At 35.3% G+C, this 26,321-nt stretch carries 30 protein-coding genes; 17 read left to right on the top strand and 13 right to left on the bottom strand.

What is annotated here, in order from left to right; all coding sequences use genetic code 11:
* Nucleotides 1–8 precede the first annotated feature (8 nt).
* Both ACZZZC_RS10245 and mce read right to left on the bottom strand, forming a co-directional pair.
* Complete coding sequence (locus ACZZZC_RS10245; RefSeq protein ID WP_463485854.1) at nt 9–284, bottom strand: hypothetical protein; 276 nt, start codon at nt 282–284, stop codon at nt 9–11.
* Between the two features lie 245 nt (nt 285–529).
* Nucleotides 530–937 carry a methylmalonyl-CoA epimerase gene (gene mce, locus ACZZZC_RS10240; RefSeq protein WP_463485853.1) on the bottom strand — a complete coding sequence of 136 codons (408 nt, stop codon included), beginning with the start codon at nt 935–937 and terminating at the stop codon, nt 530–532.
* 119 nt (nt 938–1,056) lie between these two features.
* On the opposite strand from mce, the gene ACZZZC_RS10235 reads away from it, so the two are divergent.
* From ACZZZC_RS10235 to ACZZZC_RS10200, 8 genes are all read left to right on the top strand, one after another.
* Entirely contained in the window at nt 1,057–2,268 is a 1,212-nt protein-coding gene (locus ACZZZC_RS10235; RefSeq protein WP_463485852.1) for an IscS subfamily cysteine desulfurase, read from the top strand.
* Between the two features lie 150 nt (nt 2,269–2,418).
* The gene (gene iscU / locus ACZZZC_RS10230) at nt 2,419–2,832 is read left to right on the top strand and encodes a Fe-S cluster assembly scaffold IscU (protein ID WP_025142622.1); all 414 of its coding nucleotides are present in this window, start codon (nt 2,419–2,421) and stop codon (nt 2,830–2,832) included.
* 131 nt (nt 2,833–2,963) lie between these two features.
* Nucleotides 2,964–3,290 (top strand): HesB/IscA family protein, encoded by a 327-nt coding sequence (locus ACZZZC_RS10225; protein ID WP_025142623.1) that lies wholly within the window; start codon nt 2,964–2,966, stop codon nt 3,288–3,290.
* 430 nt (nt 3,291–3,720) lie between these two features.
* Entirely contained in the window at nt 3,721–5,637 is a 1,917-nt protein-coding gene (locus ACZZZC_RS10220) for an AMP-dependent synthetase/ligase (protein WP_463485851.1), read from the top strand.
* A gap of 160 nt (nt 5,638–5,797) precedes the next feature.
* Nucleotides 5,798–6,256, top strand: coding sequence for a MaoC family dehydratase (locus ACZZZC_RS10215; protein WP_463486309.1), 459 nt, complete (start codon nt 5,798–5,800; stop codon nt 6,254–6,256).
* 112 nt (nt 6,257–6,368) lie between these two features.
* Nucleotides 6,369–8,078: a lysine--tRNA ligase gene (gene lysS / locus ACZZZC_RS10210; protein WP_463487113.1), complete on the top strand. Its 1,710-nt coding sequence runs from the start codon at nt 6,369–6,371 to the stop codon at nt 8,076–8,078.
* An 88-nt stretch (nt 8,079–8,166) separates the two neighbouring features.
* Nucleotides 8,167–8,631 (top strand): hypothetical protein, encoded by a 465-nt coding sequence (locus ACZZZC_RS10205; protein WP_463485849.1) that lies wholly within the window; start codon nt 8,167–8,169, stop codon nt 8,629–8,631.
* Between the two features lie 165 nt (nt 8,632–8,796).
* The gene (locus ACZZZC_RS10200) at nt 8,797–9,009 is read left to right on the top strand and encodes a hypothetical protein (protein WP_463485848.1); all 213 of its coding nucleotides are present in this window, start codon (nt 8,797–8,799) and stop codon (nt 9,007–9,009) included.
* 88 nt (nt 9,010–9,097) lie between these two features.
* On the opposite strand, the gene ACZZZC_RS10195 is transcribed toward ACZZZC_RS10200, so the two are convergent.
* Complete coding sequence (locus ACZZZC_RS10195) at nt 9,098–9,652, bottom strand: pyridoxamine 5'-phosphate oxidase family protein (protein WP_056850306.1); 555 nt, start codon at nt 9,650–9,652, stop codon at nt 9,098–9,100.
* 500 nt (nt 9,653–10,152) lie between these two features.
* The gene (locus tag ACZZZC_RS10190; RefSeq protein WP_463486308.1) at nt 10,153–10,692 is read right to left on the bottom strand and encodes a YgaP family membrane protein; all 540 of its coding nucleotides are present in this window, start codon (nt 10,690–10,692) and stop codon (nt 10,153–10,155) included.
* A 115-nt stretch (nt 10,693–10,807) separates the two neighbouring features.
* Here ACZZZC_RS10190 and ACZZZC_RS10185 point away from each other — a divergent pair, with 115 nt between their 5' ends.
* From ACZZZC_RS10185 to ACZZZC_RS10175, 3 genes are all read left to right on the top strand, one after another.
* On the top strand, nt 10,808–11,326 hold the full coding sequence (locus ACZZZC_RS10185) for a thioredoxin family protein (protein ID WP_463485847.1): 519 nt from the start codon (nt 10,808–10,810) through the stop codon (nt 11,324–11,326).
* A gap of 74 nt (nt 11,327–11,400) precedes the next feature.
* The gene (ung, locus tag ACZZZC_RS10180; protein WP_463485846.1) at nt 11,401–12,081 is read left to right on the top strand and encodes a uracil-DNA glycosylase; all 681 of its coding nucleotides are present in this window, start codon (nt 11,401–11,403) and stop codon (nt 12,079–12,081) included.
* Nucleotides 12,081–12,734, top strand: a complete 654-nt coding sequence (locus ACZZZC_RS10175; protein ID WP_463487112.1) for an alpha/beta hydrolase — start codon at nt 12,081–12,083, stop codon at nt 12,732–12,734. The genes ung and ACZZZC_RS10175 overlap by 1 nt, the downstream gene beginning before the upstream one ends.
* Before the next feature lie 71 nt (nt 12,735–12,805).
* Here the strand turns inward: ACZZZC_RS10175 and ACZZZC_RS10170 are convergent, their stop codons facing one another.
* Nucleotides 12,806–13,276 carry an Lrp/AsnC family transcriptional regulator gene (locus tag ACZZZC_RS10170; RefSeq protein ID WP_056850310.1) on the bottom strand — a complete coding sequence of 157 codons (471 nt, stop codon included), beginning with the start codon at nt 13,274–13,276 and terminating at the stop codon, nt 12,806–12,808.
* 126 nt (nt 13,277–13,402) lie between these two features.
* Between ACZZZC_RS10170 and ACZZZC_RS10165 the strand changes: the two genes are divergently transcribed.
* Together ACZZZC_RS10165 and ACZZZC_RS10160 are read left to right on the top strand one after the other, a co-directional pair.
* Nucleotides 13,403–14,065 (top strand): metal-dependent transcriptional regulator, encoded by a 663-nt coding sequence (locus tag ACZZZC_RS10165; protein WP_463487111.1) that lies wholly within the window; start codon nt 13,403–13,405, stop codon nt 14,063–14,065.
* On the top strand, nt 14,052–15,914 hold the full coding sequence (locus tag ACZZZC_RS10160; RefSeq protein WP_463485843.1) for an Nramp family divalent metal transporter: 1,863 nt from the start codon (nt 14,052–14,054) through the stop codon (nt 15,912–15,914). The genes ACZZZC_RS10165 and ACZZZC_RS10160 overlap by 14 nt, the downstream gene beginning before the upstream one ends.
* Here ACZZZC_RS10160 and ACZZZC_RS10155 read toward each other — a convergent pair whose 3' ends face one another.
* A complete protein-coding gene (locus ACZZZC_RS10155; protein ID WP_463485842.1) occupies nt 15,915–16,394 on the bottom strand; it encodes a TlpA family protein disulfide reductase in 480 nt (159 codons plus the stop codon). It lies immediately after the preceding gene.
* Nucleotides 16,395–16,614: 220 nt separating this feature from the next.
* On the opposite strand from ACZZZC_RS10155, the gene smpB reads away from it, so the two are divergent.
* A complete protein-coding gene (smpB, locus tag ACZZZC_RS10150; protein ID WP_056850421.1) occupies nt 16,615–17,064 on the top strand; it encodes an SsrA-binding protein in 450 nt (149 codons plus the stop codon).
* Between the two features lie 53 nt (nt 17,065–17,117).
* Here smpB and ACZZZC_RS10145 read toward each other — a convergent pair whose 3' ends face one another.
* Entirely contained in the window at nt 17,118–17,774 is a 657-nt protein-coding gene (locus ACZZZC_RS10145; RefSeq protein WP_265800243.1) for a protein-L-isoaspartate(D-aspartate) O-methyltransferase, read from the bottom strand.
* A 179-nt stretch (nt 17,775–17,953) separates the two neighbouring features.
* On the opposite strand from ACZZZC_RS10145, the gene ACZZZC_RS10140 reads away from it, so the two are divergent.
* A complete protein-coding gene (locus ACZZZC_RS10140; RefSeq protein ID WP_463485841.1) occupies nt 17,954–18,640 on the top strand; it encodes a hypothetical protein in 687 nt (228 codons plus the stop codon).
* On the opposite strand, the gene priA is transcribed toward ACZZZC_RS10140, so the two are convergent.
* Complete coding sequence (gene priA / locus ACZZZC_RS10135) at nt 18,637–21,117, bottom strand: replication restart helicase PriA (RefSeq protein ID WP_463485840.1); 2,481 nt, start codon at nt 21,115–21,117, stop codon at nt 18,637–18,639. The genes ACZZZC_RS10140 and priA overlap by 4 nt on opposite strands.
* Nucleotides 21,117–21,503 carry a DUF423 domain-containing protein gene (locus ACZZZC_RS10130; RefSeq protein WP_463485839.1) on the bottom strand — a complete coding sequence of 129 codons (387 nt, stop codon included), beginning with the start codon at nt 21,501–21,503 and terminating at the stop codon, nt 21,117–21,119. The genes priA and ACZZZC_RS10130 overlap by 1 nt, the downstream gene beginning before the upstream one ends.
* A gap of 88 nt (nt 21,504–21,591) precedes the next feature.
* Between ACZZZC_RS10130 and ACZZZC_RS10125 the strand changes: the two genes are divergently transcribed.
* Together ACZZZC_RS10125 and ACZZZC_RS10120 are read left to right on the top strand one after the other, a co-directional pair.
* Complete coding sequence (locus ACZZZC_RS10125) at nt 21,592–23,160, top strand: hypothetical protein (RefSeq protein ID WP_463485838.1); 1,569 nt, start codon at nt 21,592–21,594, stop codon at nt 23,158–23,160.
* Nucleotides 23,161–23,191: 31 nt separating this feature from the next.
* Nucleotides 23,192–24,604 carry a DUF5723 family protein gene (locus tag ACZZZC_RS10120; RefSeq protein ID WP_463485837.1) on the top strand — a complete coding sequence of 471 codons (1,413 nt, stop codon included), beginning with the start codon at nt 23,192–23,194 and terminating at the stop codon, nt 24,602–24,604.
* A gap of 1 nt (nt 24,605) precedes the next feature.
* On the opposite strand, the gene tsaB is transcribed toward ACZZZC_RS10120, so the two are convergent.
* The 4 genes from tsaB to rpmH all read right to left on the bottom strand — a co-directional run bounded on the left by tsaB (nt 24,606) and on the right by rpmH (nt 26,277).
* Nucleotides 24,606–25,292, bottom strand: coding sequence for a tRNA (adenosine(37)-N6)-threonylcarbamoyltransferase complex dimerization subunit type 1 TsaB (gene tsaB, locus ACZZZC_RS10115; RefSeq protein WP_463485836.1), 687 nt, complete (start codon nt 25,290–25,292; stop codon nt 24,606–24,608).
* 148 nt (nt 25,293–25,440) lie between these two features.
* Nucleotides 25,441–25,671 (bottom strand): membrane protein insertion efficiency factor YidD, encoded by a 231-nt coding sequence (gene yidD, locus ACZZZC_RS10110; RefSeq protein ID WP_463485835.1) that lies wholly within the window; start codon nt 25,669–25,671, stop codon nt 25,441–25,443.
* A complete protein-coding gene (locus ACZZZC_RS10105; RefSeq protein ID WP_463485834.1) occupies nt 25,658–26,053 on the bottom strand; it encodes a ribonuclease P protein component in 396 nt (131 codons plus the stop codon). The genes yidD and ACZZZC_RS10105 overlap by 14 nt, the downstream gene beginning before the upstream one ends.
* Nucleotides 26,054–26,118: 65 nt before the next feature.
* Entirely contained in the window at nt 26,119–26,277 is a 159-nt protein-coding gene (gene rpmH / locus ACZZZC_RS10100; RefSeq protein ID WP_010601723.1) for a 50S ribosomal protein L34, read from the bottom strand.
* Nucleotides 26,278–26,321 lie beyond the last annotated feature (44 nt).

Here is a 26,321-nt window from a genome sequence, read left to right as displayed (position 1 = left end):
GTCGGCAACTACTTACTATATTTTTTCCAGGTTTCAATTTTTGCCATTTGCCTGGCGATATAGGCATCTGCAATTACCTCTGCTGAACTTTTTCCCTCGACATTTTCTAACAATTCTTTCAACTTGTACTGATCAACATCTGCTTTATATAAAATTTGAACGAGTTTAGGAAAGTCATTATCTACTAAGTAAGCAAATGCATTCACCAATGTTTCCCGAAGTTGGCTTTCGGAAAGTTCATCAGGAAGATCAAAATCTTTATTGATAATTTTAATTAGCGACATGGAACAAGATTTTTGGGATTGAAAGATTTTAGGCTTAGTTTGGTTATTTGTTGGGTTAGAATTACTGCATGACGTTAATTAAACCTGATAAAAGCGGTAGCTCCCGATTCTTCATCGGGACTATAGTGGTTAGCAGGGCTGCCGTAAGCGATAAAATCAGAACCATTCATTTTCAAATAAAACAACTTCGTAGGCATTCTTCAACCTTATCCATTTCCTATTTTCAATTAACATCAGCTATCTTTCTAAACCCATTTAATTTCCTGGCAAAGTTCTATTAAAACTCCATTAGTATCTTTTGGATGTACGAAACATACCATTTTATTATCGGCGCCCTTTTTTGGGACGTCGTTAAGCAGTGTAAAACCATTGGCTTTTAGTCGCTCCATTTCTTCGATAATGTCATCAACCGCAAAGGCAATATGGTGAATCCCCTCTCCTTTTTTCTGCAAAAATTTCGCTATTGCGCTATCGTCGGAAGTTGCTTCTAAAAGTTCAACTTTATTTTCACCTGCTTTTAGAAATGCAGTGTTAACGTGTTCTGATGCAACAATTTCCGTTTTATAACAGGAGGTATTTAATAAGAGTTCGTAAAGTGGAACTGATTTATTGAGGTTGTTTACGGCAATACCGATATGTTCTATCTTGTTCATCGTTTAAAAAGGTTGGGTGAATGTAAAAATGCGTGTTTTATCTATAAGGTCATAGCTATTAATTATAATTGTTCGAAAAGTTTTTTTGTATCTTTGTGATCATAATTAACAGAATAGAGATGAAACAGCCGATATATTTAGATAATAACGCAACAACACCTTTAGACCCTAGAGTGTTGGAAGCGATGCTACCTTACTTTACTGAGAAATTTGGAAATGCCGCAAGCCGTAATCACGCTTTTGGATGGGTGGCTGAAGAGGGAGTAGATTATGCTCGTGAGCAGGTAGCCAAATTAATCGGCTGTACTGAAAAAGAAGTAATTTTTACATCGGGCGCAACCGAAGCTGATAACTTGGCGATAAAAGGTGTGTTCGAAATGTATAAAGATAAAGGTAACCACATTATTACTGCGGTTACAGAGCACAAAGCCGTTTTAGATACTTGCAAACACCTGGAGAAAAACGGTGCAAGAGTAACATACTTAGGCGTTAAAGATGATGGTTTAATTGACTTGGCTGAATTAGAAGCTGCAATGACTCCTGAAACGATCTTAGTATCGATTATGTACGGTAACAACGAAATTGGCGTAATCCAACCTGTTAAAGAAATTTCGGCAATTGCACACAAACATGGTGCTTTATTTATGACTGATGCTACGCAGGCAGTTGGTAAAATTCCAGTTGATGTTAATGCAGACGGAATCGACTTAATGGCGTTTTCAGCACATAAAATGTACGGACCGAAAGGCGTTGGTGCACTTTACGTTCGCCGAAAAAACCCAAGAGTTAAGGTTACTTCACAAATGGATGGCGGTGGCCACGAGCGTGGCATGCGTTCAGGTACATTGAACGTTCCGGGTATTGTTGGTTTGGGTAAAGCATGCGAACTTTGTCGTTTAGAGATGGAAAGCGAAGCAACTCGTTTATCTGGTTTACGTGATAAATTAGAATCGACTTTAAACCAAATGGAAGAAAGTTATGTTAATGGTAATACACAACACCGTTTACCACATGTAGCAAACATTTCTTTTAAATATGTGGAAGGTGAAGGTTTAATGATGGCTATGAGCGATTTAGCGGTATCTTCGGGTTCAGCTTGTACTTCGGCATCTTTAGAGCCATCTTATGTATTAAAGAGCTTAGGTTTATCTGATGATTTAGCACACTCTTCTATCCGTTATGGCTTAGGAAGATTTACTACAGAAGAAGAAATTGACCAGGCGATTGCGGTTACTCAAAAAGCAGTGAATCACTTAAGAGAACTTTCTCCACTTTGGGAAATGTTTAAAGAAGGAATTGACTTGAGTAAAATTGAGTGGGCAGAACATTAATTTGCGAAGCAAATTAATGTGTTAAGAGTTTTAAGTTTTAAGTCTGGGAGCATAAGTAACTTGTTTATAACACCTGACCTGTAACATGCAACTCGAAACGTATAACAAAAATTAAAACCATCCCGCAAGGGATTAAAAGAAATATAAATCATGGCATATTCAGAAAAAGTAATTGACCATTACAATAACCCACGTAACGTAGGTACATTAAATAAAGACAGCAAATTTGTAGGAACTGGTTTGGTTGGCGCACCTGAGTGTGGTGACGTTATGCGTTTACAAATTGAGGTTGGAGAAGATAACGTAATCACCGATGCTAAATTTAAAACATTTGGTTGTGGTTCGGCTATCGCATCTTCGTCTTTAGCTACAGAATGGTTAAAAGGCAAGACAATTGATGAGGCTTTGTCTATCGATAACATGGATATTGTTGAAGAATTGGCTTTACCTCCAGTAAAAATTCACTGCTCGGTGTTGGCAGAAGATGCAATTAAATCTGCCATTAACGATTACCGCGTTAAAAATGGTTTAGAGGCAATTGTACTGGAAAAATCACATCACTAGAAGAGTATATAGTAGAAAGTATTGAGTACTTAGATTGGTACGCTATTTGTCTTTCTACAATGTTATTTAAAAGTAGGTTGATCATGAATTTGATCTAGCTACTTTATACTAAATACTAACTGCTAAAAGAAATGATTACTATAACAGATAAAGCAAAAGAAAAAATCACGCATTTAATGCAGGATTCAGAGATGGGTTCTGACTATTTCTTACGTGTTTCCGTAAAAGGTGGCGGTTGTTCTGGCTTATCGTATAACCTGGATTTTGATAACGAAGAACAAAAAGGCGATCAGTTTTTTGAAGACAGAGGAATTAAAATCGCATTAGATATGAAATCTTTCCTTTACCTGGCGGGTACGGAGTTAGATTTTACAGATGGATTGAATGGAAAAGGTTTCAACTTTATCAATCCAAATGCCAGTCGCAGTTGTGGTTGTGGCGAGAGTTTCTCCGTTTAAAATTTATCACAAATAATATTTAAAGGTCTCGATTTTTTGAGACCTTTTTGCGTTTAAAGCACTTAATATTGCTAATGAAGCAATCTTGTTTTTAAGACTAGAATGAGATTGCTTCGTTTCTTTAAAGCAATGATGATAGTACTATAATCCGCGTAAATCTTTTTAATCTGCGGGATATAAATCTTTATCAACATCATTTAAATCAAGCTTGCAAGTCACTTACATTTTCTCCCGCTGTAACGCAGATCTCGCAGATTAAAAATGATTTCTGAGCTTAGATTTTAAGGAAATAACTAATTTTTAATTCAGAGATTTTTTTGATCTGCGGAACAACATATTCAAATCAATATCAGCGAGCGTACATCAATTTGCTTTTTTAAACCAAAAAGCATTATTATTGTTAATTATATTGACTACCAAATAACGAGCGATGCCATTAATTAACGAATTTTCAACCATCCCTACCCTTTTAAGAAATGTTGTAAAAAACATTCACAAACCCGAAGAAACTTTTTTAATACATAAACAAGGTGCTGAATGGGTGGAGATATCATTTGAAGATACTTTAAAAAGAGCTGACGCTGTTTCCGCTTTCTTTTTAGAAAAAGGAATAAAGAAAGGCGATCGGTTAGGATTAATGATTGAAAACTCGCCCGAATATGTCTATTATGATCAAGGCATTCAGCAAATTGGCGTAATTAATGTTTCTATTTACCCAACGCTATCAGAACAAGAAGTGGCCTACATCATTAATGATTCTGGCATTAAAGGAATATTAGTTGGAAATAATTTTCTCTATAGAAAAGTACTTAAAGTTGCTTCAAACTGTAAAGACCTAAAATATATTATCCCTGCTTTTAAAGATTTTGAGAAAGTAAAAGTGCCATTAGATGTTGATGTAGAAATTATATCTTTTTCTGATATCTTAGCCTTAAAGCATCAAATTACAGCAGCAGAAAAAGCAGAAATAAATCAATGCAGAAGTTTAGTGCTACCAGAAGATGTTTCGTCTTTGATTTATACCTCTGGTACTACAGGAACGCCAAAAGGGGTAATGCTTACGCACCATAATTTTGTTAAAAATGTGGAGGTATGTCTGCAACAAATTCCGGTAATCGATCAAACTGAAACTTTCCTTTCATTTTTACCTCTGTCGCATGTGTTTGAGCGCACAGCCACCTATCACGTCTGCTGCACTCAAGGCTGTAAAATTGCTTTTGCTCAAAGCTTAGAACTCCTGGCGAAAAATATGGGCGAAGTTAGGCCGACAGTAATGAGTTGCGTACCTAGATTGTTAGAGCGCATACATGATAAAGCAATTAAATCTGGCACAGCTGGCGGAGGTACTAAAGCTAAAATTTTTACCTGGGCGCTAGAAACCGGTAAAAAGTATCGTGTAAAAAAAGAGGCAGGTGAAAATCCTGGATTCATTCTATCAACCAAAAAGGCCATTGCCGAGAAATTAGTTTTCAGTAAAATCAAAGAGAAAACGGGTGGCAGATTGAAGTTTATGATTTCAGGAGGTGCTGCCCTACCGAAAAATGTAGGTGAATTTTTTGGCGATTTAGGCATTAAAATTTTGGAAGGATTTGGCTTAACCGAAACTTCGCCGGTAATGTCTGTTACCGAATACCATCGCCAGGTTTACGGCACTGTGGGTCGTGTAATTCCAGGTATTGAAGTAGGCATTCAGGATGTAGAAAGCAAAGAAATTATTAACATCCAAACCCATGATACATTTAATGAAGAGTTTGAGTGTGCTGAGGGTGAAGTAATTGTTCGCGGCCACTGCGTGATGAAAGGATATTTCAATAAGCCCGCAGAAACGGCTGAAGCAATTGATCGGGAAATGTGGTTCCACACGGGTGATATCGGTCGCTTTTATAAAGGCAACTTACAAATTACAGATCGCCTCAAAAATATGATCGTTAATGCGTATGGCAAAAACGTTTACCCAACCCCTGTAGAAAATATCTATCTGAAAAGTCCGAAGATCGATCAGTTATTTTTAATAGGAGATAAACGAGAATTTATTACCGCTATCATCATTCCAAATAGAGAAACATTAGAAGAAACATTTAAACTAAAATCATCTTATTTCGAAGATGCCGATCCATTTATACGCGAACAGGAAATAATTGATTGGATGGAGCAAGACATCAAGAAAATCTCGAACGAACTTGCCAAATTCGAACGCATCAAGAATTTCAAAATTAAACGCAATCCATTCAGTATTGATGAGGGAGAAATTACTCCTACAATGAAAGTTAAACGAAGAATTGTAGAAAAGAAATATAGTGATGCGATCGACGCAATGTATGAAGAAGGGATTGAGGCAGAATTATAAAGAATTACTTGTTACAACTTACTTTCCTTAATTACCCTAATTGTGATCGATTGAAAGCGTTAGATTGATCTAATTTCTTTTATCATATAAAAATTACCTACCTTTCAACTGTCAGAGTAATGTAATCCGCATCACTCTTTTAAACGCGACGGAAGTGAATATGGTTATAATAAATAGTTTTAAAGAGTACGAATCTTTTTTAGGAAAAGAAATTGGTAGCTCTCAGTGGCACAAAATAGATCAGCAACAAATCACAAAATTTGCTGAGGCAACTTTGGATTTTCAGTGGATTCATTGCGACGAGCGGAAAGCTAAAGATGAAGGACCATTCGGTTCTACTATTGCGCATGGCTATTTAACCTTATCTCTTATTCCTTATTTATGGAAACAAATCGCTGATATTCAAAATGTTAAAATGGAAGTGAACTATGGAATTGAAAAATTTAAGTTTAACAAACCTGTTTTAGTAAATGATGAAGTTCAATTAAGGGCGAAACTAATTGCAATATCTGATTTGAGAGGCATTACAAAAGTGGTAATCGAAGCCAATCTTGACATTAAAGGCCAAACGAAAACAGCGTATACCGGCAACGTAATATTTCTTTACCATTTCAATTAAAAGCAACTTCGACAGGATCAATAAAAAAGTATAATTCTTTTCTGCTTGAGGAGAGACAAATACTATTATTAAACATCTTGCAAAATTCTTACTTTTGCAAAAAATACCTGAAATGAGTATAGGATTATCAGAACAAGAAATATTACGACGTGAGTCGCTAAAACAATTACGAGCGTTAGGCATCGAGCCTTATCCTGCAGAATCTTATGATGTAAATGTAAGTGCTGCTGATATATTGAAGAACTACGAAAAGGATAAAACTGCTTATAAGACGGTTAGCTTGGCTGGTCGTATTATGGGGCGTAACATCATGGGCGCTGCTTCTTTTGCCGAAATTCAAGATTCTACTGCCCGTATTCAGGTTTATTTAAAAAGAGACGAACTTTGCCCAGGCGAAGACAAAACATTATACAATACGGTATTCAAAAAACTTTTGGATATTGGCGATTTCATTGGAATTAAAGGCTATGTTTTCACTACTCAAACTGGTGAAATTTCTATCCACGTTACCGAATTTAAAGTATTAGCGAAATCGCTTCGCCCCCTTCCTATCGTTAAACGAGATGATGAGGGCAATGTTTACGATGGATTTACAAATCCGGAATTGCGTTATAGAATGCGCTACGTGGATTTAACCGTTAATCCAGATTACAAACAAATTTTCATCAAACGGAGTAAGGTAATTAACTCGATGCGCAACTATTTTGATGAGCAAGGTTGGATGGAAGTAGAAACGCCTATTCTTCAACCAATTCACGGAGGTGCAGCCGCTCGTCCTTTTGCTACGCATCATAATACTCTAGATATGCCGCTTTATTTGCGTATTGCAAATGAGTTGTACCTAAAAAGATTAATTGTTGCTGGTTTCGATGGCGTTTATGAATTCGGTAAAATGTTCCGTAATGAAGGAATGGACCGTACCCATAACCCCGAATTTACTTCAATGGAAATATATGTAGCCTATAAAGATTATATCTGGATGATGGCTATGGTTGAAGAATGTTTGGAGAAAGTAGCGATTGCAACCAACGGCTCAGCGGTGGTTAAAGTGGGCGATAACGATATCAATTTCGAAGGACCGTATGAGAAATTAACCATGTACGAGTCAATTCAGAAATATACAGGAATTGACGTTTCTGCAATGGATGAAGAAGCGTTGCTTCAAACCTGTGCAACTTTGGGAATTCAAACCGATTCTACCATGGGCCGTGGTAAATTGGTAGACGAGATTTTCAGTGAAAAAGTAGAAGCGAATCTCATTCAACCTACTTTTATTACCGATTATCCTATCGAAATGACACCGCTGGCTAAAAAACATCGTTCGGCTCCTGGTTTAGTAGAGCGTTTTGAAATCTTTGTCAATGGTAAAGAAATCGGAAATGCTTATTCAGAATTAAACGATCCTATCGATCAGAAAGAACGTTTTGAAGATCAATTGACACTTGCAGATCGTGGTGATGATGAGGCAATGGCAATGGATGAAGATTTTGTTCGTGCTTTGGAATATGGTATGCCGCCAACATCAGGTTTAGGTTTCGGTATCGACAGAATTGTAATGTTAATGACCAACCAAAGCACCATTCAAGAAGTATTATTCTTCCCGCAAATGCGCCCTGAGAAAAAGAAGATTGAATTATCTCCGGAAGAAACTGAATTATTTGCCTTGGTAAAAGAAGATGAACAAGTTTTATTAACAGATGTTAAGGCTAAACTTACAGATTGGAGCAATAAAAAGTGGGATACTACCCTTAAAGGCCTAACTGGTAAAAGTGTTTTAAAAGTAAGCAAAACCGACGAAGGTTTATTTTTGTCGCATAAATAAAATTTTTAATAGACTAAGTTTACATTTTTAACTTAGTCTATTTCATCCCCCAATAAAATACATCCCATAATATTTTTATCGAGATAATATGGAGATTTTTGAAGAATTAGAATCTTTGAAAGAAAATAATTATACTTCTAAAGAGGCTAAAGTTTATTTAGAAAAAAAGGGTTTTTCGAAAAAAGAAATTGCAAATAATATTTCTCATTTCTATAGAAAAAAATCTGAGGTAAGAAACTCATGGCTGTTCAGGTTATGTATTTTAGGGCAAATCTTTTTTTTAGCAAGTATTTATATCCTGTATAGTGAAGGTGCAAATGACTTATTTTATCTTCCCATATTGTTTATAGCAGCTATATTAACAGTATTGTTTTTTAATTTAAACAAAATAGCAGTCCAAATCTGGATTGCATTATTACTTCTTTTCACAGGTATAATACTATTTTTTATATTAGCTGGCAGAAAGGATTTTTGGTTTATTGCAATCATTTTTTCTTTTTTCACTCAAATTAGCTATTCATTTTATACAAACAATAAATCAGATTTTGATTAAAAACCACCGTTCAGAGATTCCAATTGTTTTAATTATAAAATTGCGACATCCCTATTTTCTGCTTAGGATCTTAACATAAACATAACAAAAACTTAAAAGGCTTGCTAACAATTGTTTAGCAAGCCTTCTCTATATTTACAGCAATCAATAGAAAAAGATTGCCTTATGAATACTTCAAGCTTAGAAATCAACGAAAGAGAATACTGCATTAAGCTGAGTAAAGATGCATTTGATTTAACCCTTGTTCGCCAATTAATTAAAAGAATACAAGCCGAAGCATTATTCTTCTCTAAAGTTCAAAATGAAGAAGATGATATCCTAAGCAAGAGATCTCAACGAGAAGAATTGGAAGGATACGACAGTTTGGATGATAAATAGCTGATCATTTACCTGTTACGAGTTACAGGTTATGCGTTATTAATGGCGTCATACACTTTCAACTTTTAACCTTCAATTTTTAACCCTACTAATCAATATCCAACGTACCTTCCACCGAATCATCCATGGTTTTGCCGGTAATAACAGAGGCTGCCATCTTTAAAAATGCAACGGCTGTTCCGTTTTTAGTATCCCAATAATAACCTTCAGATGGGATTACCTTTATCAACGTGATATTTGGATCTTCTTTCCCACCCTGAAACCAGGTTTTAATAAATGGACTCCACAGCTCATCAATCTTGGCTTGATCTCTGCTAATTTCAGAAATGCCGTAAATGTTTACAAAGCCAGAATGTGCACCAGCTTGGAATAGTAAGTGTGTAAAGGGATCGGTAGCTATTTCGTCATTTTTATGACTGTCTTTCATACTCATAAACCAAATATTTCCTTCATCATCAACCTGCTGAATAGCCATTGGCCTTACCGATAATGGAACTCCGGTTTTAATATTGGTACAAAAAAAGCAGCTTTCTGCCTTTTCAGCAAGGCTGCGTAATTTTTCAACCGCTTCTTTGCCACCTAAATCTTTAATGTTATCTTCTTCCTGAGTATTGTTAGTACTTCCTTCTTGTGATGTTGCCATAGTATAGAATTTTCTCTTTACTACAATAAGAATGCGAGTTTAGTTTTAAATTTTGAAAAGCAATGTTATTGCTAGTATCTACGTTCGCCCTGCTATCACTAATATCTTTTTGCTAGCGGCTATCGTTTATTTAAAACTTGTGCAACAAAAAGTATAACCGTTCTATCAGGTTTAGCAAACATCAACCTGAATTTAGTCACTCAAATTTCTGAAAGCAGGCCTTCAAACGTATGCTAAAATTCATCGACTGAAAGTACTTTCTTAGCCAGTTTATCTACTATTAAGCCCTGTACAATAATAAAAAAGAACACAGCAAAGTAAGTTATCCCTACCAATAGCGGCTTGTAAGGGCCTTCATCCATTTGATAATACTCTCTCCAAAATATCAAATAACTTCGACTAACCTAAATTACTTTTTAGATTATGACTTTACATGCTGTATTTTTAAGCACAAAAAAAGCCGATTTGCATCGGCTTTAATTTATTTCAATATCGGGAATTTATCTATAACGAACTTGCTGTTGTTTGTCCATCATCCCCATCTGATCTTTCATTTGTTTTATCTGATCAGCTAATAATTTATTTTTATCGGCTTTCTTAGCCTCTGATAAATACATCGTTGCTTCACGTTTATTGCGTTTAGCCATTGCGATTCCTGCTAAACTTAACTTTGCCAAGGCAACATTATGTTCCATCTGCATACCCAGGTTCAAAGCAGTTTTAAAATATTTTTCTGATTTTAAAGGAGCAGTTCTGCTTTCAATTAAACCAACAAGTAAGTTATAATAACCATGTTGCACCCTAATCAACTGCTTTTCATAATTTGTAATTCTATCTAAGTAAGCTTTTGCCTTTGGCATATTGTCTTTTCTTAAAAACCACTGCGCTAAAAGCATGTTTTCGTTAAAAAAGAAGGTTACTAATATAATTAGCCCTAATAAAATAGCCACAATTCCCCATGGCCAAAAACCGAAAATAAATAAAGCTACTGCGCCACCCAGTAAAGCAACCCCCGCAATTAATCTGATAATATTTGGCATAAAATTTATTCTAATTATTTTTTTTTGCAAATATCGTTTTTAAATGGCATAATTTAGATTTTAAAACAATAATTTCATTAAAAATTTCACAGTCTAAACAATTCATCAAATTAATATGAAAATTCTCTTATCTATAACCCTAATCGTACTTGCCATGAACGTTTCAGCTCAAGATATTAACAAAAAAATTCACGACCAAGCTAGAAATAAAGATGTATTAATAAACGTGTGTACAAGGGAAGGTATTACCACATTCCCAGAATTTAAGGAAATGTACGATCCAATTTATGCGGCTTATGTTCCTGACGCGGCTACACTGATTGAATTAAAAAAGCTGGTTAAAAACGAGAAGATCAAAATTGTTTTTGGTACCTGGTGCGGAGATAGCAAAGTGAATGTTCCTAATTTTTTCAAAGTTTTAGATGCGCTTCACTTCAAGGAAAAGAATGTAGAAATTATTGCTGTTGATGGAAACAAGAAAGCAGAAAACGGCATTATTGACGGCTTAGATATCCAAAGAGTACCTACGTTTATCGTTTTTGATAAAAAAGGAAAAGAATTGGGTAGAATAGTTGAACATCCTAAAGCAACACTTGAAGCAGATTTGCTAGAAATCTATAAAAAGAAATCATAAAACTTTTAGGTGCGGGTTTTGGTTTTATCTCCAACAAAATAACTACTAACTCTTAAAAATATAATAATAAATACATGTCTGCAGCACTCGAACCTGGTTGGTTATCTGTTTTAGAGCAGGAGTTTGAAAAAGATTATATGATCAATCTTAAGTCTTTCCTCAAAGCTGAAAAGGACGAGGGCGTTAACATCTATCCTAAAAACGCAGATATTTTTAATGCGCTGAACACCACTCCGTTCGATAAGGTAAAGGTGGTGATCCTGGGTCAGGATCCGTATCACGGAGCAGGCCAGGCTCATGGTTTATCATTTTCTGTTCAGCGTGGCGTGGCTGTTCCTCCATCTTTAAAAAATATTTACAAGGAATTGGAAAGCGATATCGAAGGGTTCAAAGCTCCTAATCATGGTCATTTAACGCACTGGGCCGAACAGGGTGTTTTGTTATTGAATGCGACATTAACTGTCAGAGCATCTACACCTGGATCACACCAGAATCGTGGATGGGAAATTTTTACAGATGAAATTATCAAGGCCATTTCTCAGAAACTAGAACATGTGGTTTTCTTACTCTGGGGGAAATATGCGCAACAAAAGGCAACTCTAATTGATCAAAAAAAACATTATGTTTTAACTTCTGCTCACCCCTCTCCTTTTTCAGCACATACTGGCTTTTTGGGTTCCCGGCCGTTCTCAAAAACAAACCTGCTGTTGATTCAGAATAATCTGAAACCAATCGACTGGAATTTGCCCGCTTAATGAATACTTATTTCATTAGCGGATTAGGTGCCGATAAACGTATATTTTCTCGTTTAAAATTACACAGAAACATTAACATCATCCATGTTGAATGGATCGATCCATTAAGGAAAGAATCGCTGTCTGAATATGCCAAAAGGTTAAGCGAAGTAATAGATACTTCGGAAAAATTTGTGTTGATTGGCGTTTCCTTTGGCGGAATGATTGCGGTTGAGATCGCTAAAATTCTAAATCCGATTCTTACAATTGTAATCTCGAGTACTGTTCAAAGTAATACACTACCTCCGCTTTATCAATTTGCAGGTAAGCTAAAGTTGGTTGAAATAATTCCGTCATGGTTGATGAAGTCGTCAAATAGGCTTACCCAAAACTTCTTTTTTGGTACGCAATCAAATGCTGAAAAAAAACTACTAACAAAGATTATTAACGATACCGATCGACGATTCCTAAAATGGGCAATTGGAAGTATTTTAAGCTGGAGAAACGATTTAATACCTGAACGATTATACCACATTCACGGCACGAAAGATAAAATTTTGTATTCAAAAAAATCTAAACCCGATTTTGTAATTGAAAACGGAACCCACTTCATGGTTTATCAAAATGCAGCCGAGATTTCGGAGATCATTAATAAATTAATCATTAACGCATAAGATTGCCCCGTTCAGACGAAAATCGAAAATAGTGATGGCAATGGCTAGAAAAAATCCTCCAGGTTTTGACATTAATATTCCAAAGGGACAATAGGCTCTTTCTTTGTTGTCGACATAATCATCATGGTTTGAAAAGTTTTAACCACAGAAATTTTGCTGATTTTTTCCATAATCAATCGTTCATAAGATTTAATGTCTTTAACATAAACTTTTAAAAGGAAATCTGCCTGGCCTGTTACGTGGTGACACTCAGTAATTTCTTTAATTTGGTTTACTTCATCAAGAAAAATCTGAATGGTATTGTTTTTATGGAAATCAAGTTGAATTTGAATAAAAGTCTTAATCCCTAAACCCAATTTTTCTTCGTCAACTAAAGCATGGTAGCTTTTAATAAAACCAGCCATTTCCAATTTACGAACACGCTCCAAAGTTGGTGCTGGCGATAAACCAATTTCTTGTGATAAAAGCAAGTTGGTAATTCTACCGTTTTCTTGTAAGATTCTTAAAATTTTAAAATCGATCTTATCTAATTCTGATGCCATATTAGTTCAAAGGTATTGAGAACACAAACATAACCAAATTATATTCTAAATTTTAACAAAATTTATCTAATATATTTTAAACTATTTTTTTTAGATTTACCTAAAAATTTAATTAGATAGATATAAATGCAAAGTTTTACTGAAGAGAATTATCTTAAAATAATTTATCATTTAGCAGAAAATACTAATAACGTACAAACCAATGCCATTGCCGAGCAAATGCAGACTAAACCGGCATCCGTAACGGATATGATTAAGAAACTTGCCGACAAAGGGTTTGTAGATTATGTGAAATATCAAGGCGTTACCATGACCGAAAAAGGAAGGAATGCCGCTATAGATATTGTGCGAAAGCACCGGCTTTGGGAGGTTTTCTTAGTTGATAAACTTAATTTCAAATGGGATGAAGTACACGATGTTGCCGAGGAATTAGAACATATCAAATCAACTGCGTTAATCGAACGGTTAGATGAATTTCTTGGTTTCCCGAAATCAGATCCTCATGGCGACCCTATTCCAGATAAAAATGGAAGGTTTGCAAAAACTCAGTTTACAAAACTGATCGAACTGAAAATTGGCGATTCAGGAACAATCACTGGCGTTAGTCAACACAGTTCAGCATTTCTAAAACACCTTGAAAAACTGGGATTAACGTTAGGCAAACAAATTCAAATTAATGATGTTACCGATTTCGATGGTTCTGTAGAAATTGTGATTTCAGACAAACAAATTAATATTAGTAGAGAAGTGGCAAAGCATATTTTAATTAGCAGTAATGGCAAAAACTGAATCGCTTAGTGAGGTACACCAAAGTGTAAGCACAGACAAAAGAAAAGGTTGGCGTCGCATTTTAGCTTTTATTGGCCCAGCTTATTTAATAAGCGTTGGCTATATGGACCCAGGAAACTGGGCCACAGATTTAGCAGGTGGTAGTAAATTTGGCTATCAACTGATATGGGTATTGCTCATGTCAAACCTAATAGCGCTTTTACTTCAATCGTTAAGTGCACGTTTAGGCATTGTTAGAGGATTAGATTTGGCACAAGCCTCTAAACATGCTTATCCCCGCTGGGCAAATATTCCTTTATTTGGATTAGCGCAGACCGCAATTATTGCCTGCGATCTAGCTGAAATAATTGGAATGGCAATCGGTTTACAGTTACTTTTTGGTTTACCATTAATTTGGGGAATCTCCATTACCATATTTGATACCATATTGCTTCTATTTCTTCTTAACAAAGGAATGCGAGCAATGGAAGGTTTTATAGTTTCAATGGTGTTCATTGTTGGAATATCGTTTCTAGTGGAAATGTTTATTGTTGAACCCTCATTAAAAGAAGTTGTTAGAGGTTTTGAACCTTCTATTTTAGGCGGCGATGCTTTATATATTGCTATTGGCATTATTGGCGCTACGGTAATGCCACACAACTTGTATTTACACTCTTCATTGGTTCAAACCAGAAAAATCGAACGGACAAATAAAGGAATAAAAGAAGCACTGAAATTTAATTTAATCGATACTACAGTTGCACTGAACCTGGCTTTTTTCGTAAATGCGGCGATTCTGATATTGGCTGCAGCTGCTTTTTATAAAAATGGATTACACGAAGTAGCAGAAATTCAAGACGCTCATAAATTATTATCAAATATTTTTGGTGATGTTGCGCCAGCTCTTTTCGCAATAGCTTTAATTGCCGCAGGACAAAGTTCTACTGTTACGGGTACATTGGCTGGTCAGATTATCATGGAGGGACATATTAATCTAAGAATCCAGCCCTGGCTACGAAGATTGATTACCCGATTATTGGCAATCATTCCCGCATTTTTTACTATTCTTCATTATGGTGATGATGCTCTGGGGGGGCTTTTGGTTCTGAGTCAGGTGGTGTTGAGTTTGCAGCTGGGCTTTGCGATTATACCCTTAATCCATTTTACATCAGATAAAAAACTGATGAAAGATTTTGCGATAAAAACATGGGTTAAAGTATTAGCATGGGCCAGTGCATTCGCTATCATCGCCTTAAATGTCAAACTGGTAGTTGAAGAAATAAGCGGATGGACCAAAGAGGCCAATACCTGGTGGATTTATGTAATTATCGTTCCCGCCTTAATATTTATTGTGTTTCTACTACTTTATGTATTCTTTCATCCGATGATTGAAGAAAAAAATAGAAACAGGCAAATGGTTCCGCATGGCAATGCTTTGGACATTGGGAAAATTGATAAGATTAGCTATTCCAGAATTGGTATTGCAGTAGATTTTTCTAAAAATGACCGGAATACCATCCGACACGCACTTATTCAAGGTGGAAAAGATGCTCACTATTACCTCATCCACGTAGTAGAAACTGCAGCCGCCAGATATCACGGCCAAGAAGTTATGGACCATGAAACACAAAGTGACCGCGAAAACCTTGAAAAATACAAAGCTAATTTAGAAGACCTGGGTTATGATTCAACGGCATTTATAGGTTTTGGAAGCACTGCTAAAGAAATTGCAGATATTAGTAATAAAAACGAACTGGAACTTTTAGTAATGGGCGCTCATGGTCACAAAGGACTTAAAGATTTGATTTTTGGAACGACGGTTGATTCGGTGAGGCACAAAGTGAATATTCCAGTATTAATTATTAGATAGCTAATTTTTAACCACTTTCATTAACTTTTTAATTCCTCCATCACCCGAATTATGAATGATAAGTTTTCCTGCTGGAGAATACAAATACATAGCAGGATACATTTTTGGCAAAAACAACGGAATGAAAAGTTTATTTTTATCTTGAAGAATGGTAACGTTTGGTTTTGTATTCAAACCTTTAGCGTAAGTATTAAAAAACTGTGGAATGATATAAGCCTCATCTAAGGTAATCATGTAGATATTTACGTTTTTAAATTGTGCATAATTAGCACCCAGTAGTTTAGTTTCTCGTTGGCAATGCTCGCAGGTAACATCGAAAAGCATAAACAGATTCTGTTTGCCCGGAACAAGATTTTTATTCGAAAATGCTTTACCATCCAATTTAAAAAACGTGAATTGTGGTAAAATTGTAGGTTGCTGCGCTTGCAGATGAGAGAAAAAGAAAAAAGATAATGCTAAAAAAAGGATTCTGAATTTCATAAATAGCTTTTAAAAATCAAACATAAATAATAAATTTCGTTAGCAATAGATATATCCTTCAGCTTTTACAAACAGATGAATATAAAGGAGTGTTATTAATAGCTGAGAACGAAATAAATAAAAACGAAATTATACCCTCAAATTTTAAGATATTTGCAACCCAGCATTTTGCTGTTTTTTTAAATGTAGAAGCAGATCTACCTAGAAATACAAATTAACTTTGAAAAACGATATTAATATAAAAAACAAAAGAGCATACTTTGACTATAATTTACTTGATAAATATGTGGCAGGTATCGCACTTTTGGGAACAGAAATAAAAGCCATTAGACAAGGTAAAGCCAATATGACGGATGCATTTTGTATGTTCATAGGCGGAATTTTGTATGTCCGAAATCTTCATGTTTCTGAATATAGCCATAGCTCCTTTTATCATCATGATATAAAAAGAGATAGAGCATTACTACTTCAGAAAAAAGAAATCAGAAAACTTCGTCTTAAGGGTGAAGAAAAGGGTTATACAATAGTGCCTTTAAGGATTTTTATCAATGAAAGAGGTTTCGCTAAAATGGAAATTGCATTGGCACAAGGTAAAAAAGAATTTGATAAACGTGATAGCATTAAGGATAGAGATACTAAACGTGAATTGGATAGAGCGCTGAAGAGATAACTGAGTTAGGAATTGAGGGTTTGGAGTTTTAGTACTCTCAACTCCCAGCTTGTTTACCATGCCTGATCGCCAACTAAAGGCACAAATCTAAACGTATCTAATATTATTTTATCGTAATCAGTTTCGCTTACTCTAATAACGGTAACCATTTTTTGCGTGCTTTCATCTCCAACTGGAATAACCAAAATACCTCCAATTTTTAATTGTTTCAATAAAATCTCTGGAACAAGCGGGGCACCAGCGGTAACAATTATTTTATCGTAAGGAGCATGTTTTGCAATTCCCTTTGAACCATCTCCACAGTAAAATGTAGGTCTGTAGCCCATACCAGGCAATACTTGAATGGTTCGGTTATAAATGTTCTCTTGTCTTTCGATGGTAAAAACATTTGCACCAAGTTCCATTAAAATACAAGTTTGATATCCGGAACCTGTTCCAATTTCTAAAACTTTATCGCCTTTTTTAATGTGTAATAACTCACTTTGATAGGCAACAGTGTAGGGCTGCGAAATGGTCTGTCCATCACCAATTGGGAAGGCAATATCTTTGTAAGCCTGATTCCAGAAAGTCTCATCAAAAAAGAAATGACGTGGTACTTTGCCAATTGCTTTTAGTACATTTTCATCTTCAATTCCGCGAGATTTTAGGAGTTCAACCAACTTCTTTCTCGCACCACGCTCTCGGTAATTATCAACAAATTTATAGGCCATGAAGTCTCAAAATTAGCTTTTTCAAGCGGTGATACAAGATAAAGAAATCAACATTTATATAACTTACAGTAAATCAAAATAATGGGATTTTCGTTAGTGTAAAACATTAATTGTGTGTATTAAGGAATTATTTCTACTTTTGAAGACTTATATAAATTACCTCAACTGTCTACTCTTACATGAAAAAAGGACTAATAAGCATATTCATATTATGCACTTGCATCACATTTAATATACTTGCACAAACCAGTGCTGATTATAATTATTCAATTGCAGCAAGAGGTTTTAGCATGATGCAACTACCGAAAATATTAAATCAAACAAATACCCAAGATTATACAAAGATGTATGGTAATGGAGTTATTCTGAAGTTCAACGACAATCAGATAAGTTACCGAATCAGTGGAAATTATTTCCGCAATAATGATGTTCGATTTCAAAACACTTGCGAAACCTGTGAAATGGCTAGCGGAAAAGTAACAGATTACTCTTTCAAGATAGGTTTTGAAAAAAACTTCAATTACTCAAGAGTTCAACCTTATTTCGCTTTTGATATTGGATACCGCTCTAATAAATTTACAGGTGTTATATCACCACAAAATGCATTGGTTGGCTCAACAAATCAGTCGGCTGATGCGAGTAAGAATGGTTTGGTAATGTCTCCAACGTTAGGCTTCAAAATCAACATCATTCCCAACTTAGCAATATTTGCTGAAAGCAGCCTGGATTTCAACTATTCGTATGAAAAGCAAGATATTACCCAACCGAATCTTACCGCCAGAACGGTAAATACTTATAACAAATGGGAGTTTTTATTGAACCCCGTTTCTGCAGGTATTCAATTTAATTTTAATAGTAAAAATTAGTACGGATCTACATCAATTTGGGTGAAAACGCCTTTAAAATCTTTAGTGGCATTGAATTGTGTTAGTGTTTCACGAAGTGCATCTTTAACTTTCTGAATGGCAGTATGCTTATCGGCTTTAATGATAATTTGTTTGATATACAGATTACGTACACGGCTGATTAATGGTTGCTCCGGCCCCAATACACGTTTACCGAATTTAGCCTTAAGAATATTTGCCAATGTAAGTGCGGCATGATCTAATACATGAGAATCTTTATGTTTGACATAAAGAAATATCATCCGAGAAAATGGCGGATACAGAAATTTTTCACGCTCTGCTATTTCATCATTGTACATGCCTTCGTAATCGTTATTAACAACTTGTTTAATAATCCGATTATCAGCATCGTAAGTTTGAATGCAAACATTTCCTTGGTCAGCTCGTCTCCCAGCCCTTCCAGCAACCTGCGCTAACAGCTGAAAACTACGTTCATAAGCCCTAAAATCAGGATAACCCAACAAGGTATCTGCGTTAATAACGCCAATCAAATTTAAGTTATCGAAATCTAAGCCTTTAGCAACCATCTGTGTACCGATTAGGATGTCCGTTTTCTTTTCCTGGAAATCGGTTAAAATTTGTTGCAAACCATTTTTTGTCCGGGTGCTGTCCATATCCAAACGGGCAATAGTAATGTCTGGATACAAAAGTTTTAGCTCCTCTTCAATACGCTCCGTTCCAAAGCCTTTCTGCTCTACGTGAACAGAGCCACATGCCGGACAAATATTAACGCTGCTTTGTTGAAAACCGCAATAGTGGCAATGCAGTTTACCACTACTTTTATGATAGGTTAAGCTTACATCGCAATTCACACATTTTGGAGTATAGCCACAAGTAGCGCAAATTAAAATGGTTGCATAGCCTCTTCGATTTTGAAAAAGAACAACTTGCTCCTTTTTTGATAAGGCAAGGTCGATATCTTTAATTAATACGCTAGAGAAATAAGAAACCATGGTTTTCTGTTTGGTTTCCTCAGCAATACTCACAACCTGTTGGTTGGGTAATTGCACACCCCCAAAGCGCTCTTTCATCTCAACTAACCCATACTTTCCTTGCAGCGCATTATAGTAACTTTCTAGTGATGGAGTTGCAGAGCCCAAAATAACTTTAGCCTGATGCAAATGAGCGAGATAAATCGAGGCATCTCTTGCTTGATATCTAGGAGCGGGATCATATTGTTTGTAAGATGGCTCATGTTCTTCATCTACCACAATTAATTTTAAGTGTTGAAATGGTAGAAATACGGCCGACCTTGCCCCAAGTATTACCTTATAAGCGCCTGTTCTTACCTTATTCCAAATTTCAACCCTTTCGTTATTATTAAATTTCGAATGATAAACGCCAATTGCATTTCCAAAATAATGCTTAATACGTTCAACAATTTGAGTAGTTAAGGCAATTTCAGGTAATAAGAATAGAACTTGCCCATCAGTGTTTTGAATAATTTCTTCAATTAATTTAATATAAACCTGTGTTTTACCAGAAGCAGTTACTCCGTGAAGTAAAACAACATCTTTTTCTTCGAACGATTGATTGATCAGATTTAAAGCGGTCTGTTGTCCGGTATTTAATTGAAAATTGATACTAAATTCTTCATCATGATTAGCTAACCTACTTACAGGACGTTTCATCACTATAAAAATCTCTTTATCTGTTAGTGATTTTAGGGCACTTATACCACAGTTGCTCTCTTCTAAAAGCTGTTCTTTAGAAATGGGAAGATTTAATTTTTGCAGTTTTAGATAGACAAGCAAAGCATCAAGTTGTTTTGGTGCTTTCTCCAGAACGTTAAAAAGTTGCTTTAAATTTTCTTCATCGGTGTAAAAATCATTCAAGGTGACGAACGATTTTAAAAGGGGCTTATATTTTTGCACCACTTCTTCTGCCACCAGAATTAGCTCCTTTTCTAATAAATGATTGATGATTGGATAAATTGTTTTTTGACCTAACAATTTTGAAACATCATTTACTGTCAGTTTTTCTTGCTTTTTTAGCGCTGAAATAATGATCTCCTCTTTTTCGGTAAGTACAATCTCATCCGTAAAATCATCACGGAGAACGAGTATGGTTTCGCTGGCAAGTTTCAAACTAGCGGGTAACGCCGCAGACATCACATCTCCTTCATTACACATATAGTAATTCGTCATCCAACTCCAGAACTTTAGTTGCGTGGGGGTTACTACCGGCTCACTGTCAATTATATCGATAATATATTTCGCCTCATAAACTCCAGGAGGATTCTTGGAAATGGCACTAATTAAAGCGGTGTAGATTTTATGCTTGCCAAACTGAACAACAACTCTTTTCCCAATCGCAACCTCATCATTTAAATCAAATGGTACCCTATAGGTATAGTTTATTGCCAAAGACAAAGGCAAGATAACTTCGACAAAAAGTGTTTCTCTTTCTGCAAAAATATCGTTTCCAAAGCTATCCATTATTTATCCTTAAATGCAGCGAAGAACAGCATTATCCAACCTAAAACAAACAAAAGACCACCAATTGGCGTAATTGGACCAATTAGATTGATAAAATCCAACTTTAATATGCTTCGGGTCGCCAACAAGTACAATGATCCCGAGAAGAGAACAATTCCGAATGTAAAGCAGAAATAGGCAATGTTGATTAACTTGTTTCTATATCTGGCAAAAGTTGAAAGGTACAAAAGCGCAAAAGTGTGATAAAATTGATATTCTACCCCTTTCTGCCAAATATCTATTGAGGGTTGATCTATTACGGCCTTTAAACCATGAGCACCGAAAGCGCCAAGTAAAACAGCCACCACGCCAAAAAAAGAAGCAGTAAGTATAATTCGTTTATTCATAGTTATTGCTTGAAGCAATTGCTAAATTAATAAAATGACATAGAACTTCGCTGTAATCAATGTAATAAATTAAATTTGTTGCACGCACATGAAGAAAATTATCATTTTAACTATTGCATTATTTTTGGGTATTGCAGGGATGGCATATCTGTATTTCTCAAAATTGGGCAATGAAAATAACGCAAAAGATTTAGCATTGCAATCTGCAACGAATAATGCTGCAATAGTATTTTCATTTCAAAATGATAAGGGATTTTATGAAATTATTAAAGCGCAAAACCTTATTCAGCAGGTATTAGGCGAAGATAAAATTCAATTACTGATTCAGCTTAAGGATTTAATTATTAACGATAATGCGCTAAATAAATTCATTCAAGATCAATATATTTATATAAGCGTACTTCCAGACACCAATAAAACCCTTAATTTTTTAATCACTGTTCAACTTAAGGCAGATGAAGAGCTGAATAAATTTAATCAGGTAATCAAATCGAAAAACTACATCACCCCTTTAAAGAACGGGCAATATTCTTTAAAGCTCAACGATAGTGTTTCTGCTTACGCAAATCTCAATGATAGAGTAATAACCCTGTCAACATCGCTAAAACTTATTAATGATGCTGCTATTCGATTAGCTGAAAATCCTTTCACTGATTATATAAAAGAGAATAATGCTGTTAGCAGAAGTGCCCTGGCACAAATCTATATCAACTTTAATCATGTACCACCGGTGCTAAAGAACATTTTGGCTGGCAAATTAAATGGAAGTATTGAAGTTTTAAACAAGCAAAATGCATTTGCCTCTTTAAGTTATAATTTTAGCAAAGAGCGTATTCTTTTTAACGGCAGCACAACGTTAAAAGATGATTTTAGCTATCTTAAATTATTTGAACAAAGCGCAGCACAGATTACAAATATTCAAAACATCTTACCTGATAACACAGCAAATTATGCGATCTACGCATTTGATGATTATAAAACCTGGTTTAAAAGCCTGAAGACTCTACAAACTAAAGCCAATCAAATTTCTCAGGCAGACCAAACGATTAGTTCAATTAAAAATGATTATAGAACAGATTTAAATTTAGTATTTCCATTGTATGCTAAAAATCAATTTGCAACATTTCAATTAAGTACTAGCGAAAAACTGGGGGCGATACAACTTACTAATGGAGAGAAAGTGAAACAATTATTATTTGACGTGAGTACAGACTATAGTGATGAGATTAAAGTTTTTAAGTCGGCAAACATTCTCCAAGTATATTTTGGAGAGGCTTTTAAAAATTTTAGCAAACCATTTTATGCCATCATAGATAATTATTTAATTGTGGCTAACAATGCAAGCACAGTAGCATCCTTTTTAAACAGTTATAAAAACAATAGGTTAATGATTCAAAATCCTATTTACATGGATGCCATGAATCAAATCTCTACCACTTCGAATATTAGCTATTATGTAGATCTTCAAAAATCTCAGAATATTTTTAGAGATAATATTTCATCAAAATACTACAAACATTTTAGGGCAGATAGTGGCCTTAAAACTTTCGATACTTTCTGCTACCAACTCATAGCCGATAAAAATAAATTCATCTCTAATGTACTATTAAACAAATATGTACAACAACCAATACCAGATTCACTTAGTATCCGTTAATAAGAAAACCAGCCTGAAAACCAATAGATTTATGAAGAAACTTTTACTTGCTTTACTTATAGTTGCTAGTTTTAAGGCTGCCAACGCTCAGCAATACGCCCTTTTTGGCACGAGAACTATGTTCGATGCTTTCGAGAACCCTTCTCAGAAATCGTTCACATTAGATTCCTCTCGCAAATTCTCCTCTAATTTTTTCTTGCCCTATTTCGGCATTAATGCGGCAAACAAGGGTGAAGCAAATAACGTAATTAGGAGACTTGCTCAAACCGGATATCTTGATACGGAAGGCTTACCCCTATTAAATGGTGATGTAAACCACTTCTACCAAAACAGTAATATTTATGTTGCCACTTTTAGGTTGTTTCATTCATACAAATACCAAAAAGAAATTGGTCTTGCGTGGCAAATTCGTTCTGATGCGCAAATTGATTACACCAATGAAACGCTTGCAATTTTTGATTCTCCCAATAAATTTCCAATCAATACTCCGTTACGTGGAATTTTCAACTCATCCGGATACCAACAATCCTATCATCAATTTAGTATAAGCTACCGCGAAAATTACAATAAGCGATTAGCGTTTGGTTTGAAAGCCAGCTTATTAAGCGGTATTTTGTACAATAAAATCGATATCACTGATTCGTATCTATATTCAGACCCAGAATCAAACACCCTCAGTTTAGGGTTGGCAGCCAACTATAGAAGTAATTTTACAGAGGGAAGAGAACTCAGAAAAAAAACATTACTTCCATTCAAAAATCCTGGACTATCATTGAGCTTTGGAACGAATTATATCACAAAAAAAGGTTTAATGTTGATGGCAAACATTAAAGATTTGGGTTTTATTTGGTGGAGAAAAAGTACTCAAGAAACAATTGTCAACTCATCGAATATTACGATAAATACGTTCGCAAATCGAAACAACATTAATAATAGCATTACCGATATATTTACTGAAGCTCAGGAAAGCAAAAAATTCCTTGCACCAACAAACGCAAAGATTGATCTATATGTTTCAAAATTTTATGGCTTCTACAAACCTTCGTTTATTGTGTCGAAAAATCTTTTTTACAAGGGAGGAGATATTGCTTTGGTTAACACCTTTAATTATAAAAATTTCTCTGGAAGTGTTACTCCGCTTTACAACCTTAACAATATTTTCATGGTTGGTTTACAAGGTAAATATCAAACGCCAAACTTTGAAATTTTCCTTGGATCAGACAATTTAGTTTCTACTGCCTATACTACAAAGGGCATAATATCCAGCAATGGAAGTACCGGATCTTCTACTAACGGAGTCGGCGCTTCAGTATATATGGGTATAGGGATTAAATTTGGAAATGTTGTCAACCACCCCCAGTTTAGCGATGTAATGCCTGGTATAAATGACAATGAGGGGGGCAGTTTCTTTAAAAATCTATTTTCGATCTTTAAACGAAAATAACCTAAACTTTCTTTTTTGGTTGCGTAACTACAAAATCTTTTAAATAAAAAGGTTCGAAATAGGCTACGTCTTCAAAATTTCGCACCTGAAATGCCTGGTATGCTAAACCTGAAATATACTTTGCAGAGTTAAAATTCTTATCGTTGAAAAGCGCATTTTGGTGATTTAGAGTATCCTTACATTTTGCAGCTCCATCTCCTAAAAAAGTGATTTCATTTTTCTGAAGCAATTCTACATAACTATTTTCATCGATTATTTTAGCAGAGGTTGGCTCCAAAACATTCAAATTGCTATCAAAAACAGCGCTGTAAACCTCCATTCTTCGGGCGTCAATCATAGGGCAAATGAGTACAGCGTATGTCGGATTTTCCGTCATAAAACCATTAGCCATCATTTCTAGCGTATCAACAGCAATCAATGGCTTTTCTAGTGCATAACAGAGTCCTTTTGCTGTAGATACGCCTATCCTCAAGCCCGTATAAGATCCTGGTCCTTTGCTAACCGCAATGGCGTCTAAATCATTGTAAGTGAAGTGAGAAGACTTAATCACTTCATCTATAAATAAAGTAAGGTTACTGGCGTGCAAGTTTTGACCGATCTCTTCTTTGGTATAAACTGTTTCCCCATCAATTGATAAAGCTACAGAACAAACCTGTGTAGCTGTTTCTATTTGAAGTATTTTAGCCATTTTACTTGAGTTATAGGTTATGGATTGGGTTTATAATTGTTTTATCCGAAGGTTTAATAAGTTGATTTTTTTGTTTTTTTCTGCATCAAAATCCACGTCTCAATAATTTTTGCATCCAAACTGGTAAGTCGCAGTTGATAACTAAAAGTTACGGAACAGGATCGTGTCCATGTGCGCCCCATGGATGGCAGCGACCTATACGCTTTAATGCCATCCAACCACCTTTAAATGGTCCAAATTTCCGAATAGCTTCGATTCCGTATTGCGAGCAAGTTGGGGTAAACCTACAATTTGCGCCAAGCATAGGCGAAATGGCATATTGGTAAATCTTTATCAACCCTAAAAAAAGCGAACCAAATATCTTATTAATGAACTTCATTTGGCTGAATTAAAGTTTTAAAGCGCTTAAAAGTTGACACCATTTTTTTTTGAATAAAAGTAAATTCATACTTCTCCTTCCCCACAAATTGGATGGAAAAAAGCAATAATCCTCTATCATCAGGTAATTGACTGTAAAACTCTTCTTGTTTATTTAGTCGGTAAGCTTCGCGAATGCGGCGCTTGAGTAGGTTGCGATCTACAGCTCGTTTATATCTCTTTTTAGGAACATTAATTACTACCTGCGCTGGAACATGAGCAGCTTCATCAATAAACAGATAAGAAATACGAAAAGGATATAATAAAAAAGAAGAACCGTTTTTAAACAGCAGATCTAAATGTTTTCTGCTGCATAACCGTTCTTCTTTTCTGAATGTGTACATATATTTTGATTGATAATTGCAGATTTGATCTGCCGATTCCGATTAATCGGAAAAGCAATCAAAAATTATGCTTTATGCTTGCGTTCGTCAGAAACTGTTAATCTTTTTCTTCCTTTAGCACGACGTGATGCTAATACTCGTCTGCCGTTAGCTGTTGCCATTCTTTCGCGGAAGCCGTGTTTGTTTCTTCTCTTTCTTTGCGAAGGTTGGTATGTTCTTTTCATGACTGTATATTATCTTATTATAATTTCAAAATTAAGAGGTGCAA

The organism is Pedobacter sp. AC212 (assembly GCF_979258625.1).
This window is presented reverse-complemented; position numbering and strand designations above follow the sequence as displayed.